Source organism: Cyclobacterium xiamenense, assembly GCF_009467825.1.
Taxonomy (GTDB): domain Bacteria; phylum Bacteroidota; class Bacteroidia; order Cytophagales; family Cyclobacteriaceae; genus Cyclobacterium; species Cyclobacterium xiamenense.
Window position 1 is genome coordinate 338,217 of sequence record NZ_WIOK01000001.1, and the last position, 16,404, is coordinate 354,620.

Here is a 16,404-nt window from a genome sequence, read left to right on the forward strand (position 1 = left end):
ACAAGAAAGGGAATTTCCTCCATTTTTTTTAAAAAATAGCCGATATTTTTTCTCTTCACATGCCCTGTTTTGAATGATTCTATAAATTTTCAGGGATAAGTAGGAGTATATCCGGATTTATTGCAGGCAGGGAGCCGGTGAGTAACGAGGGAGATGATCGTTGGCGGTATTTTATTTTATTCCAAAAACGTTACTTTTCCCGTATCCATGTCGTATACGCCGCCGACAATCATTATTTCTTCAGCGGCTTCCATTTCTTTGAGAATCTCACTATTCGCCCGTATCTGCTCGATGGTGTGCCGGACGTTCTGTTCGCAGACCTTTTGCACAAAGGACGCATTGGCAGCCGTCCGGTCACCTTCGTAGACAACTGCGTCCACTGCCGGACGGATTTTACTCAGCATGGCGGTGATGTTATCCGTTTTTACGTCTTCGATAGCTGCCTGTACAGCACCGCAGTGTTCGTGTCCCAAAACCAAAATTAACTTGGAACCGGCCACTTTACAGCCAAACTCCATGCTTCCCAATAGATCCTCGTTAACAAAGTTACCGGCCACTCTACCCACAAAAATATCACCGATACCCCTGTCAAAAACGTCTTCTACCGGTACCCGGCTATCCAAACAAGACAATACTACCGCTTTGGGAAATTGGCCGGAGGCACTTTTTCGTACCTGCGCCGAGTGGTCTCTCGCTGTTAGGTCGTTTGTTTGGAACCGCTCATTTCCCTCTTTAAAGGATTGCAAAACATCGCCCGGCGACAGCGCATCCCGCTGCTCCCGGGTAAGGACCTCCTGAACCAGGGGGCTTGCCGTTTGTTCGTTACTACTTGGTAAGGCTTCATCCGTTTGATTGGGACGGGCACAGGCGACAAGCAGGGTAAATGTCACCAGCCCTACGATTGATTGTAATGTAGTCATTCTATTGCGTTCAGTTAAACTGGTGAAAAGGGTTCTGGGCCTGAACGCAACGCGTTCAGAAATTTACAAAGGCAATCAGATTCAGTTGGTTTCGGGATACGGTATTGGTTCGTTGGTTCATGTACCCGATCTCTGTCCGGACATTTTTCGATATTCGATACCCTACTCCTCCATACAATCGGTTTCGATCAAAAACGGTCTGTTCGGTATTCACAAACAGCTCGTTGTATGCAGATAAATAAACGGTATTATCCACAAGTTGGTTGTGATTGAGTGCTACCGTAATGCCTAAAAAATACCGAAGACGGAGTCTGGTATCGTCCTCAAAAAAACGTTGCTCAAACCGGTACCGGTGTTGAAAAGCAACGCGTCCGCTCGTTTGCCGGGTGATAAATTGCTGGTAGATGCGGTGCTCGTTGAACTGGGTTTTGGCATCCGTATCGCCTATGTAGGGTTCGCTGTAAATGAATCCGTATCCCAACAGGAGGTTGTTGTTGTTCTCGCTCAGGTTGTAACCAATTCCCGTCCGGAGAAGCAACTGTTCGGTGTCGCCGATTGCGTTAAAGTTTCGGTACTGTACCTCGTGGTGCCAATTCCATTTCTCGGAAATTTTTTTATCGCCAAAATAGATCATCCAGTTCCCTACGTCAGTGGATTGGGCAAGCAGCGAAACCGGCATCAAAAAGAGTAGTGCAAAAATAAGCTTCATTCGGTGGTGTTTTTTTTGTTTTCGGATGTGGTACAATTCAGCGTTGGGTGCAAGTTACTCAATTGGCAGGGTATCCATAAACTCCTGAAGGCTTTTTTGTCCTGTAGGCAGTGGGACTATCAGCAAATCTGATACCTTTTAAGGTGTTCGCGACGAGGAATTTGGTAGTTTAACTAAGATGACTGTCGTTGACGTAGGTTTGAAGGCTGAGTTACTCACTGTTTATCAGCTCTTTTTGTGGTTGCTTTTACTTTGGGCTCATGATAATTGAGGTGTAATTGTTCCGATGCTACGAATAAGATATACCTGGGAGGGAAAACTATCTTATGAGAGCCCACTTCTCAAGGTATCAGCCTACTAGTGACAACACCTAGACTCAATAATGTATCTACTTTTCAAGATGCTTGCAAAACCAGAATTATTCATTTTCCAGGTACGTGTACACGCACTGTTTATAATCAATAAACCCGATTAACTCCCCGTTTTCTTCTACCGGTGCTACTTTTACGTTAAAATTAGCTAAAAATCTGGGCACATATCGAACATTTAAATTTGCGGAAATTGACAGGGCCGGTTTTGTCATTATTTCATAGACACTTACTTCGTCTAGAGTTTTATCTGGAATTATGACTCCTTTGATAATGTCAGTTAGGGTGATGATTCCATTGGCGTCTTCTTCATTTCTTTTCTTGATAAATAGCGCTTGCACTTCTTTTTCTTTCATTAATTGAACGGCTTCTCTCGCACTCGAAAGTCCGTCGATGAAATACAGCTTGTTTGTCGCTATATCCTTGGCTTTTTTATACGTTCCCATTATTTGCTTTTTTATAATTGTTTGGATTTTAAGTTGTCTCGAATCTTTTTTATTTGTTTGGAAAGACCAACTACCTTGTCAATTGCCAGGACCAATAATATTCCATTTCCAGGTTCTTCCAGGCTGCACTCTTCAGATACAGATTGGATAATTGGCTTTACGTGGTGTTCTTCCACTACGAACAAAACAACATCCGTTTTGTCTTGAATTGAAAGGCCAAGAAAACTGGTTTCTTCCAAACCGCTTCCTTTAGCTTGCATGCTGACATCGCCGGTGGCACCAGCTTTTTTTGCTGTTTTGATAACCTTTTCCGTGATATCCGGATTGACAAAGGCCACGATTAATTTAAACTTCATGGTTATTTTTTTTAAGTAGTACGATCATATCATTTAGGAGCGCATAACTAAGCACCGCAATAATTGGGAATACACTGGCAAATGCGATCAGGCCAAACCCGTCGATTGCGGGATTCCTACCGGGTACCGCCGCTGCTAAACCTAATCCAAGGGCTGCTACAATTGGGACCGTCACCGTAGAGGTGGTAACACCACCCGAATCGTAAGCAAGGGCTACCAAATCTTTTTTTACAAAAATGGTTTGGACGATGACCACGATGTAACCTGCTAAGATGTAATAGACCAACGAATCACCAACGACGATTCGATACGTGCCAAGAACCAAAGCAAATGCTACCCCAATTGCAACCACAACCCGCAGTGAGGTCGTTCGAATAGTGCCTCCGGAGACTTCATTTGCCTTTAGGGCTACGGCATACAAGGAGGGTTCGGCTATCGTGGTGGCGAATCCGATAAAAGCAGCAAAGATGTATACCCAGTAATACGCTTGCCAATCGCCAATGCCACCCGAATATTGTTCGGAAATAAAGGAACTATTCGATAACTGTTCAGCCATGATTTCCCCTATCGGAAAGAGTGCTTGTTCCAGGCCCATTAAAAAAAAGGTTAGGCCAACAATAACAAGGACAACGCCAAAAAGGACCTTTTTGAGCTTAGGAATATTCTTTTTAATGACAAAAACCTGAAATGCTCCAATTAATAACACGATGGGAGCAACATCCTGAATAGTCGATAGAAAGGTAGCGATAAAATGCTGTCTCATCTATTAGGAGAAAATTAAAATCCCGTAACCCATAACAAAAATCATTGGCAATAATGAGGCGAAAGCAATTAACCCAAACCCGTCAGTAAGCGGACTTCGGCCCTGAATGACCGTAGCCAAACCTACACCGAGGGCAGTAACCAGGGGTACGGTAATCGTGGAGGTTGTCACTCCACCCGCATCATAGGCAATACCTATAATTGCATCAGGAGCAAAAAAGGTCATTGTCATTACCAAGATGTACCCACCGATAATCAAATAGTAGATTGGCCAACCTTTGATAATACGCAAAACTCCAAGAACAATAGCTAGACCCACGGATAGCGCTACTGATAAACGTAGCCCCAAGGCATATCCTGCTTCATTTTTCAGTTCCAGTAGGTTACTTTCCACCGCAATGTAGGCGGCTTCTTTTGCTACCGCAATCAAGGCAGGTTCTGCAATGGTAGTAGAAAAACCCAACAAGAAGGAAAAGGACAAAAGCCAGCCCAAACTTCCCTTTTTAGATAGGGCATAAGAAAGGTTTTCGCCTATTGGAAACAAACCGATCTCTAGTCCTTCGATAAACAACATCAAGCCGAATACCACAAACAACAGACCCATTAGTACCTCAGGAAGATTTGGAAAAGGTTGTTTTAGCACCGCTATTTGAAAGAAGGAGACAACCAATACAATTGGTACCAAATCAAAAAACGCACTTTTTAGTTTACCGCCAGTAATCTTTAGTAATTTTACTATCATCGTTTGGTCGTTGGTTACTCAAACAGCAACGAAGCTGTCTGCTTTCAATTTTTAAAGCCTCGTTTTCGAAAATACGATTTTTTGAATTTGTAGCCAATCCAGATTCATCTGCTATAGAAGCTGAACACTGCTAAAGACCTCCTGAAGCGAATTTAGTGTTTTTTGCGGTTTGATGAGTAGGTATACTTTGTTTTAGTTTTGAAATTTCAAACCACTTAATTTTGAGATTTTTGTAGGGAGGAGCATTTTCGGTGTTTGGGTTATTCGAAAATACTTCATCCGCTTTAGGGTGTTTCGGATAGACACAAAATCGGCGGCATTTTCGTCGGAATTCGTTTCGGGAAACTAGTTAAGTTTTTTCCTCGAATTAATCGGGATTATAAACAAGTCTTTCCGGTGAAGTATCAAGCGTACGCGACGTAGCTTAAATAGCTGTCCAGATGAAAACCTCAGCCACAAATGTTCCGGCATTGATATTTTCTCCGTCCCCGCTCTAAGACCAGGGTTTTTAAACCTTTCTCGCACAATTCCTTGGCGGACCAGCCACCGGAAATACCCGAGCCGATGACTATAGCATCAAGAGTTAGCATTGTTATTGGCTTAGTAGAAGCATTGACCGTGGCATACACCGCCCCGGCGGTAATTTACTAAATGTGCAGAAATTGCTTGGTAAAAAACAGAAAAAAGATCGAAAAGATGCAGTTGCTCTTGTTTTTCGGACATCCGGCAACCTATTTTAAAGCGCCTGGAGCGGGAGCTAGACCCTTTTGCTTTTTCGTTTACCGAGCCAGACAAGCAGTCCGGTGATTGGTAGGGATGCGGCGATCAATGCCGCTATACATACGAGGATCCTTCCCGGAAGCCCCAGAATACTCCCAAAATGGATTTCGTACACCAGGCCGTTGATGGCGTTGAAGGTACTGATCTCTCCGGAAAGGCCGGCTCGAAATTTCCCCCGAATTCGTTCTCCCGAGTATCGATCATGGTAGTAATGATCGATGGCGTTTAAGCCCTTGCCAGGATCGATGACGGAAAGATGGATCGCCTCGTCCGCTGCATGCGGAATACTAATCCGAACCGCTGCATGGGGAAATGTGCTCCGGTAGTCGGCGATCAATCGGTTGAGGATGGCGTCGTTATCCGGTCGCGCCGCCGTAGCCTTCGATTGAGGGGCCTCCCATGCGATGGTATTTTCGCCACTGAGCTGTTTAAGCGTTTCTTTTACGGGTGTAAAGCCCCAATATATCCCCGTAAGTAGGGCGAAAATAAGGACCCAGGAAGCATAGAAGCCCAAAACGGAATGCAGGTCGTAGTTCCGTTTTTTTGCGCTCCCGGTAGTTTTCAGGAAAAACTTATCTTTCGTTGGCCGGCCCGTAGCGGGCCACCAAATCACCAATCCGGATACCAACAGGGGAATGGCCAGCAGGGTTACCCAGTGTACAATTTCCCGGCCCAATTCTCCCAAAAGTAAGTTTCGGTGGAGTTTTTTTAGATAATTAATCCAGCCCTTATTCATGTCTTGTAAATGAATCAGTTCGGCCGAATAGGGGTTTAGTTGTGCGAGATAATAGGTACCAGGGGCGTACAACAGTACTTCGATGCTGCTTTCCGGGTCGCGGTAGAGGGCCGTCCGAAAATCTCCCTCGGGAAAGGTTTTTTCCAGGCTGTTCCGTAGGTCAGCGATGGAGACAACCGGTTTGTCCTGCGCTTCCACGGCTTGATGGTAGGCAAGCCGACTGAATTCCGGTTCCCAGGTATAAATCGCACCGGAAAGCGCAATGACGAAAAACAACAGCCCCGTTCCCAGTCCAAGGATCAGGTGTAAACGGGTAAGCAGTTTTCGAATGGACATGCGGAAATACGACATTCGCTGGCAGCCTAAAACCCTTATCCGGTCACGGCTATTTTGAGCATGCCGGATAAGAGGTGGAGGATTGGAATCCTTGCTTATTTCTCAATGGGCGTCAAAACAATGTTCCGGTAACTCACCTTGCCATGATCTCCCTGCAGGTATATTGGTCCGGAAGCCAGCACGTCGGCACTCATGGCTCCACCGGTAGGGCCCCAGGCTGGCTCGTTGTCAATAATTTTTTTGCCGTTGAGAATAACGGTAACGTGCCGATCTACCAGAGTAATGTCCATGGACTGCCATTCGCCGGCAGGTTTTTCGGCAGCCTGGCTGGGGGTGATCCGACTGTATAAGGCACCCATATTGTGGGAATCGAGCGGTTTTCCGTAGGAATCCACTACCTGGATTTCGTAGATGCCTCGGAGGTACACCCCACTGTTGTTTCCCTCCGGTACATTCACCTCTAGTTTGAGATTGAAATCTTCGAATTCCCGCTCGGTGCGGATGTTGCCGTAAGAGACGTGGGCTCCGTTATTAGGCTGCACGGGGTCGTTTAGCAGCACGCCGTTTTGCGCCGAAAAGCCATTGGCCTGATTGGGGTTCATCAATACCCAACCGCTCAGGTCGGTGCCATTGAATAAGGAGACTGGTTTTCCGTACCGAAGGTCGGCTAAATCGGGTTTGTCCGGCATGGGAGGCATTCGTTTTCCGGTAAAATGAGATTGGTACTCCCCGGCCCGACTGGGTCCTGTCATGGTCCCTTTCAGGGAATCTCCTGATTTCACTATGCGGAGGGTATGGGTGAGGGTATGGCTCCGATCTTCGCTTTTTTTAGCCGTGTTGGTCCGGGTGACGACCAGTGTATTTTCATCGGCCAGGTAGACATGGGCTACGGGAAGTACGCTTCCTCCGATCCACAGCAGTTCGGCGTCGAGGTACCCTTTTTCTTCACTCACGTGCAGCCAGCCGACACCGCCACCTTCGATTTCCAGGCCCCACATCCCGAGAAAGGGATTGGCTAGTCGTGTTTCAGCAGTGGTATGCGTAAAACTGCCCACCAGAAGGAGGAGGGGTAGGATGGGAGATAGTAGCTGTTTCATGGGATATATTTTGAGTTTTTTCTGAATTTACGGATCGCTTCCGCGTTCGAATTCGAATGTACTAAAAAAAAAATAAATTAAAACGCCATTTGATCCGGTGATCCTGTGGATTCTGGTAGGTTGCCTTGGGATTGACTTTCCAGCGGCGGGTCTCGGTGATCGTAGCTAATCACTTCGCTCAGGATCCAAACTCCTTGTTTTAAAACCCAGATATGGGCGAATTTTGCCGTGCTGCTCCATTTGTCCTCTTTTCCCCATTCGCGCAGGTAGAAGTGATGAATCCCGGTCTATAGGACTGCATAAAGTTTTCCCGCGTCGTGAGGCGGGAAAACTTCCAGGCCGGCACGCGCGAAAAATCTCAAATTGAAAGGGCTAGTTTTCCGTTTGCCTTTTGTATCTTTCATTCATAATTACTCAAAAAACCAAATTGTATGAAAACGTCAACACCACTTTATTTTCCAGCCGTACTAAGTATGCTGCTGGTTTTTTCCGTCTTTTTTCAGGCAGAGGCCCAATTGATGGCGCCTGCGCCAAGCCCTGCGGCTGCTGTTTCCCAGCAGGTGGGCTTTACGAAGATCAGCATCGAATATTCATCCCCAGCCGTAAAGGGTAGGACCGTATTTGGCGAGCTGGTGCCCTATGGAGTTCCCTGGCGTGCAGGTGCCAACGCGCCGACGACCATCGAATTCAGCACTGCGGTAAACATCTCGGGAAAAAACATCGCCCCGGGGAAGTATTCGGTATTCATTACTCCCCGGCAGTCGGGTGACTGGACCATTCACATCAATAGCAAGGGGAATGCCATCTATGCCTACATGCAGGGCGACACAGTGGATGCGGCGGCCCTGGCAAAAGACGACGCCGTAGCCATCAACGTAGCTCCGATGATGAGCGGGGAAAGTCAGGAACGCCTGTCCTACGGCATATCGGCCGAAGACAACAAGGTGGCCAAAGTGACGATTGGATGGGATACCGTACGGCTCGCCTTTATGGTGGATACGCAGGTAGACCAGAAAATGGACGGCTTCAAAGCGGCATTTTAGCAGCAGCCTTGCGCCGGAAAGACATTCCTATCTGGTTTTTTCCGTGGGAGGTTGCCCTTCGTGAGAAACCGTTGTGAGCCAATTAAAGAAAGAGGCGTACCGTTTTCGGTCGCTTCTTTTTGGTTTACAAAGTACGGTTTTCCATGCAGGTTTTACTACAAAAGGTATCCACCATTGGTTTGTGCCGGAACCAATCCAAGCGAGGCGTGGGAATGTTGCCGCCGCATTCGGTCAATCTGCTTTGAGTTTGGAGATGACGAGGCTGACTTCTGTAGTTTCAAATGCACGGATCAATAAAAGTAGCAAAGTAACTGTCAGCGATTTGGGTGACCGGATCAGTTTGCTGAGTAGAACCACCACGCGGTCTATTCTTCGTACGGCCCCTTCCCGCTCTTCCTCGCTCAGCGACCAAAGGCGGTTGGCCGCATGCCAGGATTGGGTCCGTGCCTTGCGCATGCTAAAGTTGATGATCTTTTCGTCTTTGTTTTTACCAATCAGATCGAGCACAAACATCAAGGGCGATACCCGGCTAAGGCGGTCTTGCAATTCGTTGGTGATTTGATAGAGGATGTCGTTTACTCTGTGGAAATCACGCTCAATGGCCTGGATATCCTGTCCTTCCATCACCTTGGCCGCTGCCAAAGCGAGGTCCAGGTTGATGTGCGCATTCATCCCCAACAAGATGTGCTGAACAATCGTTAGGGGCTTGTCCACCTGGTCAAACGCATAGGCCCAGGCGCCGCTGACTTTCCGATTGTTTTTATAGGCCTCGTACGCATCCAGGTATAGTCGTGCAAATACCACGTCAAATTTTTCGAGCCGTTCATTGTCCTCAAAATTTCCCCGGGCAATTTCGGTAGCGATCTCATCGGTTGTACGCCGGTAAACGTAGGCAAACAAACCGATTCGGCTATTGCTTGCGATACTTTCCTCGATGATGTGGTCCAGCTCCTTCAGGACATCTTGAATGGTGGTGGGATTGGGCATGGTGTTTCAGGTATTCGTGTACTTACTAAAGAAGTCAGGATCAGACTTCGTCGCCTTGCCCACCCGAGTAAAAATTTCTGGGCAGGGCATGCCGGAACGCGATACCGGCGTCGGTTTTATGACGCAAATCAACAGCACAGGCAGGTTTGCTACAACTGAATGGAGCGGCCTTCTTCTGCCGATTGGTAGGCGGCGTAGATGACATTTACGCAGTCTACCGCCAAATCAATGCCGGCAAGTGGCTCTCGACCCTCTCCAATGGCCTGTATGAAATCTGCGATCTCGGTAGAAAATCCGCGAAACCAGTCTTCGTCACAGCTCGGCCGGTTCCATCCCGCTTTGGTTTCCAGTTTTTCCGTAAAATTCTCGCTTGCAAAGGTAGTCGGGTCTACCGCATAGGTTTCGATCACATCGTTTGCCGTCATGTTGGCTTTGATGACCCCATCGGTCATGTAGGCTGTGACGCGGGTGTTGAGCCCTCCCAACCCCACGTCACTGACCAGTACGGTGGCCCGGGATCCGTCATCGAAGCGTATCACCACATTGGCCCAGTTTTCCACATCCGTTGGGTCGGAACTTATCCACCGATGCGCCTGTGCTTTTTTTGCCAACGCAGATGCCTCGGTATGGATCAGGTCTGCGGTATCGGCCATTACCGAAACTGGCAGTATTCGTTTTCCCCTGCGCTGCTCGCCTTCCCATTGTTTGAGGTAGAGGCAGGCTCCAACGGCGTGTGCGCCCATTCTGAGCAACGCTCCTCCTCCCATGTATTTCCATTCTTTGGAAAACACAGAATTCGACCCAGAATGATTTTCTTCTGCCCGAAGCTCAAGAATGGAGCCACTAGAGGCAGCGATCAATCGACGCATTTTGACAATGGGTGGGGCATATACCCAGTTTTCCGCATAGCAGAAGATCACTTTGTTTGCCCGTACGGCATCGCGTACCGCTTTCGCATGCTTTCGCGCTCCAACTCTCATTTTCGCACGTGAGACATGCAACCCGATGGGTTCGGGGTCTCCTGGCTCGCCAAAGTACCCCGTTAGCGGTTTTTCCATGATCAGGTGCTTCCCTGCTTCGGCAGCTTTGATGGCGATTTCGTGATGGGATGCCGGAGGCGTACAAATGTCGATGATATCAATGTCTTCCCGCGCGAGCAAACGATCCAACTCAGTCGTTGCAAAGGAAACCCCGGCATCCCGGGCAAAAGACGAGGCACTTTCCTCGGTCAGGGAACAAACACCTCTGACTTCCACCAGTCCGGGCGGTAGGTTTCGGTAATTTGCCAAATGCATGCGTGCCCCATAACGGGCACCGACCATTCCTATTCCCAGTGGTTTTTTCATCTGGTACAGCGATTTTTTAGCAGTTTTTTCTAGTGGTGTACTCGGCGGCCCCATGATTTTGGATCACGACCGACCTACTGATGCGAAGCTAGCAGAATTTTGATAGATTTAAAAGTATTGGACTACCGCAGCTTTATGCCAAAATCCGGGTTACCACCCCGTACCGGTGGCGAAACAAAAGCCCAGCGCGAGGTTTGTTGACTTCTTTCCAGGCACGAAAGGGGCCTTGTTTCTTTCCTGCAGAATTTCCGGTATTGTTCCTGCTGGGAATCACCACAGCTAGCCCATGGCCCCTGCCGCATTCGGGCAAGGAATTCTATCGATCACCCCATCGGACTGCTAGGTCAAAAAGTACGCGGGTTTTTCGCAGGCAGGAATTCTTCCAACTAGCATTTAATTGGTCCTTTCCGAAAATTTTTCAAGTTGATTGTTCAATTCCAGGAATTCACACAGCGTGGCTACATTTTTATTAAAAACGCTACTGCTAATGCGATCCATGGTAAGGTATTGGCCGTTCCAGCGTTCCCCTCGTGGCATGTTCTTCTTAAATCGATCGTTTTTTGTGATCCAGGCTCCGGATTCCTCTTGTTCGTCCAGTATGCGCACCACATCCCCGGAAATATCCGCAATACGGCGCGTCAATGCTTTTTTTGAGTTCGTGTACTGTTCGGCTTTACGCAGAGCCTCGTGGCCCATTTCAAGGGCTTTTTCATACCGGAGGGTACTTTTCTCAAGCGGTACCTGCAGATCCGTCTGATACGCATATCCGGTTCGGCGTTCGGGGTGCAGATCTTCCAGCTTTTCTACACGAATTCGGGGTCTATCGTAGTAAAGTGCTTTGTTTGTTCCGAGTTCTACAAAGCGGGCCCACATACCGTTTTCCATCCTGACCTCTCGAAGCCATCGCAAGGCATCGGGGATGGGTTCGAGTAAGGTTTCGTTTCCGAGGATGAGGTACAAATCGATCAGGGTATTGATGTTCTTAACGGTAACAGATGGACATACTGCTGGGGGCTCGAAGGTGCGCGCCCAGGCCGGCTGAAGAAACTCGTTGTATTGTTGCGCCCAACCGGGTTGGGGCGGCGGTAGTTGGGAGATCATCAGAAACCGGGCAGCCTTGCGCAGGCTTTGTTCAATGGCCTCGTCCCCCGGGTAGTACCGGTAGGCCTCCAGCATGACGCGAATGCAATCGTTAATCCCCCCGTCATTGAAAGTGGCATAATCGTGGTAATTTCCTTGTTTGGGGTACTTGTGAGGCCAACCCCCGTTGTCCAGCTGGGTTTTCAGCATCATGTGTATGGCTTTTTGGGTGGCCGCAGTCAACAGAGGATCGTCTACTAGCTGATCCAAGGCCATCAAAAAGCTAACGGCCGATTGGCTTTGATCATCATCGAAACTCACTACTTCGTTGTTCAAATTAGTAAAATCGATCGTATGATCCCATCCGCCGTGTTTGTTTTGCCCCCGAATCAATGCATGTGCTGCCTCTTTGGCGAATGCCAAAGCCTGCCTGTCAGAAGTGACCCGATAGGCACGCAAAAAGGATTGGCCCACGGCGGGAGTACCCGGAGGCTGAACCTCAATGGTATGTGCATCGGCAGGACTTTCTCCCCACCGCATCGATAGGTCAGGAGTTACGTAGTAGACATAGCCTCCTTCGGTATTCAGCGAGTGAAAAAATGCCAGTCCTTTTTTCAAGGCCGCATGCGTCCGCTGTACTAAGTCGTTTCGCCCGGATACGGGCGCCTGGGCATGCACAGCAATCGGAAATACAGTCGGCAGCAGACCAACAGCGATCGCGAAAATCAGTATTTCCTTTCGGTAGGATATCATTTTTATGGGATTATTGTTAAAAACAGGCCGTACGGATTAAGCTGTTTGAAAATACATAAATCCCGCCAAATTGCCATTATTCGCTTGGGTTTTTCTACGCTGCCTGTCCAAGAACGATCGTTCCCTTGCTTGCGCGTGCGTGTTCGGTTGATCGTTGCGGGCATAAGCGGTGTTCTCCGGATCGGTCGCTTTTCAAGATAGGCACCTGGCCCCAATTGACACCGAACCTATCTTTTTTTTAGTCCCATGTCTGGAAATCGGATACGATCGGTAGATCGTCAAAAAGCCCGGTTGTTCAACGTATACGGGGAAAGCGCCTTACCGAAAAGGGTTGGGACCGGGAGAAATGGAGTAATCGTCCTTTTTCATAAACTTTTTGACGGTGTTTTCTTTTACTTCTGTCATCATTTTTATGAGGAATAATTATTCAAAGGAATGCTTACTGGTTTAAAGCTTATTCCCAAATCCTTTATTGCCAATTCTGAACTATAAACAATTTCAGGTTTGCCTGCCGGAGGTTGATTGTTGAGCATCAATGTAACATCTGAAACCCTGTAGCTTTCCCCCGACAAGAGATAGTTTTTCCCATGGATGTTTTTGATTACAGCCGCTTTGTAAATCGCCTCGGCAACATCTTCTACGTCTACCAATGCCCATAAAACATCCATATCATAGATCATTTGTATGAATGGGTTGGGCGCAATTTTATTTTTAAACAGAAATTGTATACCCGTTGAGGTGGAATCCTGTCTGTCTGATAAAGATTTTCCCATTACACCCACAGGCGAAACAGAGGTAATTTCAAAATGCAGCTTCGGGTGGTCAGTGATAAATTTATTGACGGTCTGATTGGCGATAAACTTTGCCTGGGCATAAGGAATGCCTTCTTCGCTCATAAAAGGTTGATCATTTTCAGTGATTTGGTCTCCCTCCGTTTTTCCTGCAGGTAAAAATGGAAAGTTGGTGTTGTAAGCCGCAACAGATGCAATAAAAACGACTTTCTCAATTCCGGGAATCGTAAGAACTGCTTCCAGAAAATTTTCCGTTCCCTTGATGGTCGGGTCAAACAGATCTTTCTGAAGGTCTTTCACATCCAATTGGAAGGGGGTTCCTCCATGAATTACTACTTCACAGTCTTTAAGAAAATCCATAAGCTCTTGCTTATTTTCGACATCGAGTTGAACGATTTCCAGATTCTCGGCATTTTTGAGGCTGAGTAAATGCTTATACTTTTCTTTTTTGGAAAGGTCTGTAGTTGATACTTTTACCTTGTATCCTTCATTTAAGAACTTTTGAGTGTTGTAGCTTCCAATAAAGCCCGAACCTCCGATGATGCCTACTGTTTTCATGTGTTAAAAGATAAATTTACGCCTACACTATTCGGTGGTCGACATACCCGTTTTTATTATTGTCAGTTCTTCGGTTATTCTTTTCGGTTGCTGTTGGAATAATCAAAATAGCTCCATGATTCGGCATTCGTGATTTTCTATTCCTGATTGGTGGTACAACTCGAAATGGCCAATATGATCAGTACAGGTGAAAACAAAAGTTTCATTATTTCCTGGCTTGAATTAATTTGGTAGTCGATTAAACTGTAACTCCGAATAATTTACTTCATTCAACGTTTCCACCGCTCAGGCTTAGGACGAAAGGGGTAAACTACTTTCCCAATGATCGGAATTATTTTCTGAAGGAAGATTTTTAATTAGTTAAAATCAGTGATAATGGGTGGGCCAACCCGCGGATGAAAAAAGTTAAAGGCAGGGGCTTTGGCGCCCAGTTCGTTGAGCTGCTTACCCGTCAGGCTGATGGAATATTGATGCAGGATGTCAGTAACGGAACCTTGACTAAAAGACACCGCCTTTACCATTGTTTTTGTGGGTTGGTACGAACCGTTCCGCGCATTCACCGCCAATTATTTACCAACAGGGAATCTGATCCATTTTGGCTTTTAAAACGATTCAAAGTTATTCTTCTTTACCAATCCGTTGCTGTCGATGGAATAGCCCTCCGGGGGACCGTCTTTCCATGTCAATTCAGGCACCATGTCCAGCAACACGTTTCGGTGTTCTTCGATGACCTGTGTGTTCTCTTTTTTATAGGCCACATTATCCCATTCGTTGGGATCGTTTTCGTGATCGTAGAGTTCTTCCAGGTTGATCTCCGGATAGTAAATGTACCGGTACCGCATGCTTCTTACGGCATGCCCCGTGACCCCATTGGGTTTGGGGTTGGGAAACTTGTAGCTGGATACGACCGGAGCCGTTTCGGTACCGGGGTCGTTTAGTTGGGGCACCAGGCTTCTTCCATCCAAATGGGGAGGAGGAGAAAAACCCGTTAGCTCTACCAGTGTGGGGTACAGGTCCATAAGGCTAACGGGTTGGTCGCAACGGCTGCCTGCCTGCTCCATACCGGGAACGGAAATGAGTAGCGGCACCCGGGTGGACCGTTCCCATAGGGTGAATTTTTCAATATTGTCTTTTTCGCCCATGTGCATGCCGTGGTCGGACCATAATACCACGATGGTGTTCTCGGCGTAGGCCGATTGTTCCAGGGCATCCAGCAAGCGGCCCACCATGGCATCGGAAAACGTGATGGAGGCGGCATAGGACTGGATGATTTTTTCCCATTGCGCGTTTTCCAGTACCCATTCCATGATATACCGGCGGCCATGATCGAAGGCATCTTCCAGGTCGTTTTTTCGCCGCTCGGGTAAGACAATGTCTTCCAATGGATACATGTCGAAGTATTTTTGGGGAACCTCCCAGGGATCGTGGGGTTTCCACATACCCGCAGCCAGGAAGAAAGGCTTTTCGTGTGGCTGTTGGAGCTGGTAACTTGCCCAGTCTACGATGTGGTAGTCGGCCATTTTTTCATCCGGAACGGGGATGGCACCCCAGGTCCACCAGCCATCTGCCCCGCCACCGGGCCGGTTTTCGTTGTCCACGTCTTCCGGATAAATGACGTCCTTGGGGGCGCGGATTTGGAAGGGATGGGAGATGTAGGGGCTGGGGTAATAAAAATCCCAATTGGCCGGCTCTACCTGGCTGGTTGGCGACCAGGGAGGTGCCTGGCTGTGGTAAATTTTACCCGCGCCCAGTGTTTTGTAGCCATTTTGCTGGAAAAATTGCTCCAGGGTGACCACTTCCTTCAGTGCTTCAAATTCCCGCCATTTCGGGCCGTCACCCCAATACACATTCGCTGCTCCTGAGCGCGCATGGTGCACCCCGGTAAGGATGGCCGCACGGGTGGGTGCGCAGGCCGGTGCAGGGGTGTGGGCATTGGTAAATACCATGGAAGCAGCCGCCAGCCGATCAATGTTAGGGGTATGGATTTTCATGCCCGCATGTCCGGATAAAAACCCGGCCCAGTCGTTCAAATCGTCTACCGCGATAAATAGGATGTTTGGCTTTGTTTCGTCCGGTTTTTTCTCCGGTACACCACAGGCCTGGATTAGCAGGATTCCTGCTGCTACCAGGAAAATATCTTTTGGGAAAAGGGCTCTCATTGGGGGCAGTGTTTTTCTTGTGACTCGAACATTGAATATAGATTAAAAAGATGACCGGTGCAACTCTGGTATAGCCAGCAAAGGGCCGAATTGATCGATACCGGTGATCTAGCTCAAATTCCGAAAAACGTGCCCTATTGAGCAGATAAGGCCATTGTAGTTGCTACAAAAACAGTTTTACCCCAATTATTCAAAGTGAGGTGAAAAATCAATAAGGATTGCCCGTTCACAGTCCAATTAGGTTAAATTCGTAACAACTGCATTGCTGTTTTGTGGAAAATGAGGTAAAATGGTTGGTACAGTTAAATCCAAGTGGACGTTAGCCAAACTATTCAAGTGAAGCGATGATAGCGCAATAAACAGAGCGCTTTATCGCTCAAAAATTCTCAAAAAGGATCAAAGAACACTGAACCACCTGAGCTATTTCACCGAAAT

Annotated in this window: 15 protein-coding genes and 1 pseudogene; 1 reads left to right on the forward strand and 15 read right to left on the reverse strand. The window is 47.6% G+C overall.

Annotated features, from left to right (window positions below; translation table 11 throughout):
• Positions 1 to 176 precede the first annotated feature (176 nt).
• The 9 genes and pseudogenes from GCU44_RS01355 to GCU44_RS01395 form a co-directional block, all read right to left on the reverse strand.
• Positions 177 to 920 (reverse strand): carbonic anhydrase family protein, encoded by a 744-nt coding sequence (locus tag GCU44_RS01355; protein WP_154852749.1) that lies wholly within the window; start codon positions 918 to 920, stop codon positions 177 to 179.
• A gap of 55 nt (positions 921 to 975) precedes the next feature.
• Positions 976 to 1,629 (reverse strand): DUF2490 domain-containing protein, encoded by a 654-nt coding sequence (locus tag GCU44_RS01360; RefSeq protein WP_154852752.1) that lies wholly within the window; start codon positions 1,627 to 1,629, stop codon positions 976 to 978.
• 418 nt (positions 1,630 to 2,047) lie between these two features.
• Positions 2,048 to 2,443 (reverse strand): CBS domain-containing protein, encoded by a 396-nt coding sequence (locus GCU44_RS01365; protein ID WP_154852755.1) that lies wholly within the window; start codon positions 2,441 to 2,443, stop codon positions 2,048 to 2,050.
• An 11-nt stretch (positions 2,444 to 2,454) separates the two neighbouring features.
• Positions 2,455 to 2,799, reverse strand: a complete 345-nt coding sequence (locus GCU44_RS01370) for a P-II family nitrogen regulator (RefSeq protein ID WP_154852757.1) — start codon at positions 2,797 to 2,799, stop codon at positions 2,455 to 2,457.
• Entirely contained in the window at positions 2,789 to 3,562 is a 774-nt protein-coding gene (locus GCU44_RS01375) for a DUF1538 domain-containing protein (protein ID WP_154852760.1), read from the reverse strand. Before GCU44_RS01375 ends, GCU44_RS01370 begins: the two co-directional genes overlap by 11 nt.
• Positions 3,563 to 3,565: 3 nt before the next feature.
• Positions 3,566 to 4,303: a DUF1538 domain-containing protein gene (locus GCU44_RS01380; protein ID WP_154852763.1), complete on the reverse strand. Its 738-nt coding sequence runs from the start codon at positions 4,301 to 4,303 to the stop codon at positions 3,566 to 3,568.
• Between the two features lie 482 nt (positions 4,304 to 4,785).
• Positions 4,786 to 4,893: pseudogene (locus GCU44_RS23240) on the reverse strand (NAD(P)-binding protein); the annotation flags it as partial.
• Between the two features lie 167 nt (positions 4,894 to 5,060).
• A complete protein-coding gene (locus tag GCU44_RS01390; protein ID WP_154852766.1) occupies positions 5,061 to 6,155 on the reverse strand; it encodes a PepSY-associated TM helix domain-containing protein in 1,095 nt (364 codons plus the stop codon).
• A gap of 95 nt (positions 6,156 to 6,250) precedes the next feature.
• Positions 6,251 to 7,252: a 3-keto-disaccharide hydrolase gene (locus GCU44_RS01395; RefSeq protein WP_154852768.1), complete on the reverse strand. Its 1,002-nt coding sequence runs from the start codon at positions 7,250 to 7,252 to the stop codon at positions 6,251 to 6,253.
• Positions 7,253 to 7,683: 431 nt separating this feature from the next.
• Between GCU44_RS01395 and GCU44_RS01400 the strand changes: the two genes are divergently transcribed.
• The gene (locus GCU44_RS01400; RefSeq protein WP_154852771.1) at positions 7,684 to 8,295 is read left to right on the forward strand and encodes a DUF2911 domain-containing protein; all 612 of its coding nucleotides are present in this window, start codon (positions 7,684 to 7,686) and stop codon (positions 8,293 to 8,295) included.
• A 231-nt stretch (positions 8,296 to 8,526) separates the two neighbouring features.
• Here GCU44_RS01400 and GCU44_RS01405 read toward each other — a convergent pair whose 3' ends face one another.
• From GCU44_RS01405 to GCU44_RS01430, 6 genes are all read right to left on the reverse strand, one after another.
• Positions 8,527 to 9,282, reverse strand: a complete 756-nt coding sequence (locus GCU44_RS01405; protein WP_154852774.1) for a DUF5995 family protein — start codon at positions 9,280 to 9,282, stop codon at positions 8,527 to 8,529.
• Positions 9,283 to 9,431: 149 nt separating this feature from the next.
• Positions 9,432 to 10,628, reverse strand: coding sequence for a Gfo/Idh/MocA family protein (locus GCU44_RS01410; protein WP_161993877.1), 1,197 nt, complete (start codon positions 10,626 to 10,628; stop codon positions 9,432 to 9,434).
• Between the two features lie 393 nt (positions 10,629 to 11,021).
• On the reverse strand, positions 11,022 to 12,461 hold the full coding sequence (locus tag GCU44_RS01415; RefSeq protein ID WP_154852780.1) for a pectate lyase: 1,440 nt from the start codon (positions 12,459 to 12,461) through the stop codon (positions 11,022 to 11,024).
• A gap of 410 nt (positions 12,462 to 12,871) precedes the next feature.
• Positions 12,872 to 13,810 carry an NAD-dependent epimerase/dehydratase family protein gene (locus tag GCU44_RS01420; protein WP_154852782.1) on the reverse strand — a complete coding sequence of 313 codons (939 nt, stop codon included), beginning with the start codon at positions 13,808 to 13,810 and terminating at the stop codon, positions 12,872 to 12,874.
• 356 nt (positions 13,811 to 14,166) lie between these two features.
• Entirely contained in the window at positions 14,167 to 14,331 is a 165-nt protein-coding gene (locus GCU44_RS23155; protein WP_154852785.1) for a hypothetical protein, read from the reverse strand.
• 81 nt (positions 14,332 to 14,412) lie between these two features.
• Entirely contained in the window at positions 14,413 to 15,969 is a 1,557-nt protein-coding gene (locus GCU44_RS01430) for a sulfatase (RefSeq protein ID WP_154852788.1), read from the reverse strand.
• Positions 15,970 to 16,404 lie beyond the last annotated feature (435 nt).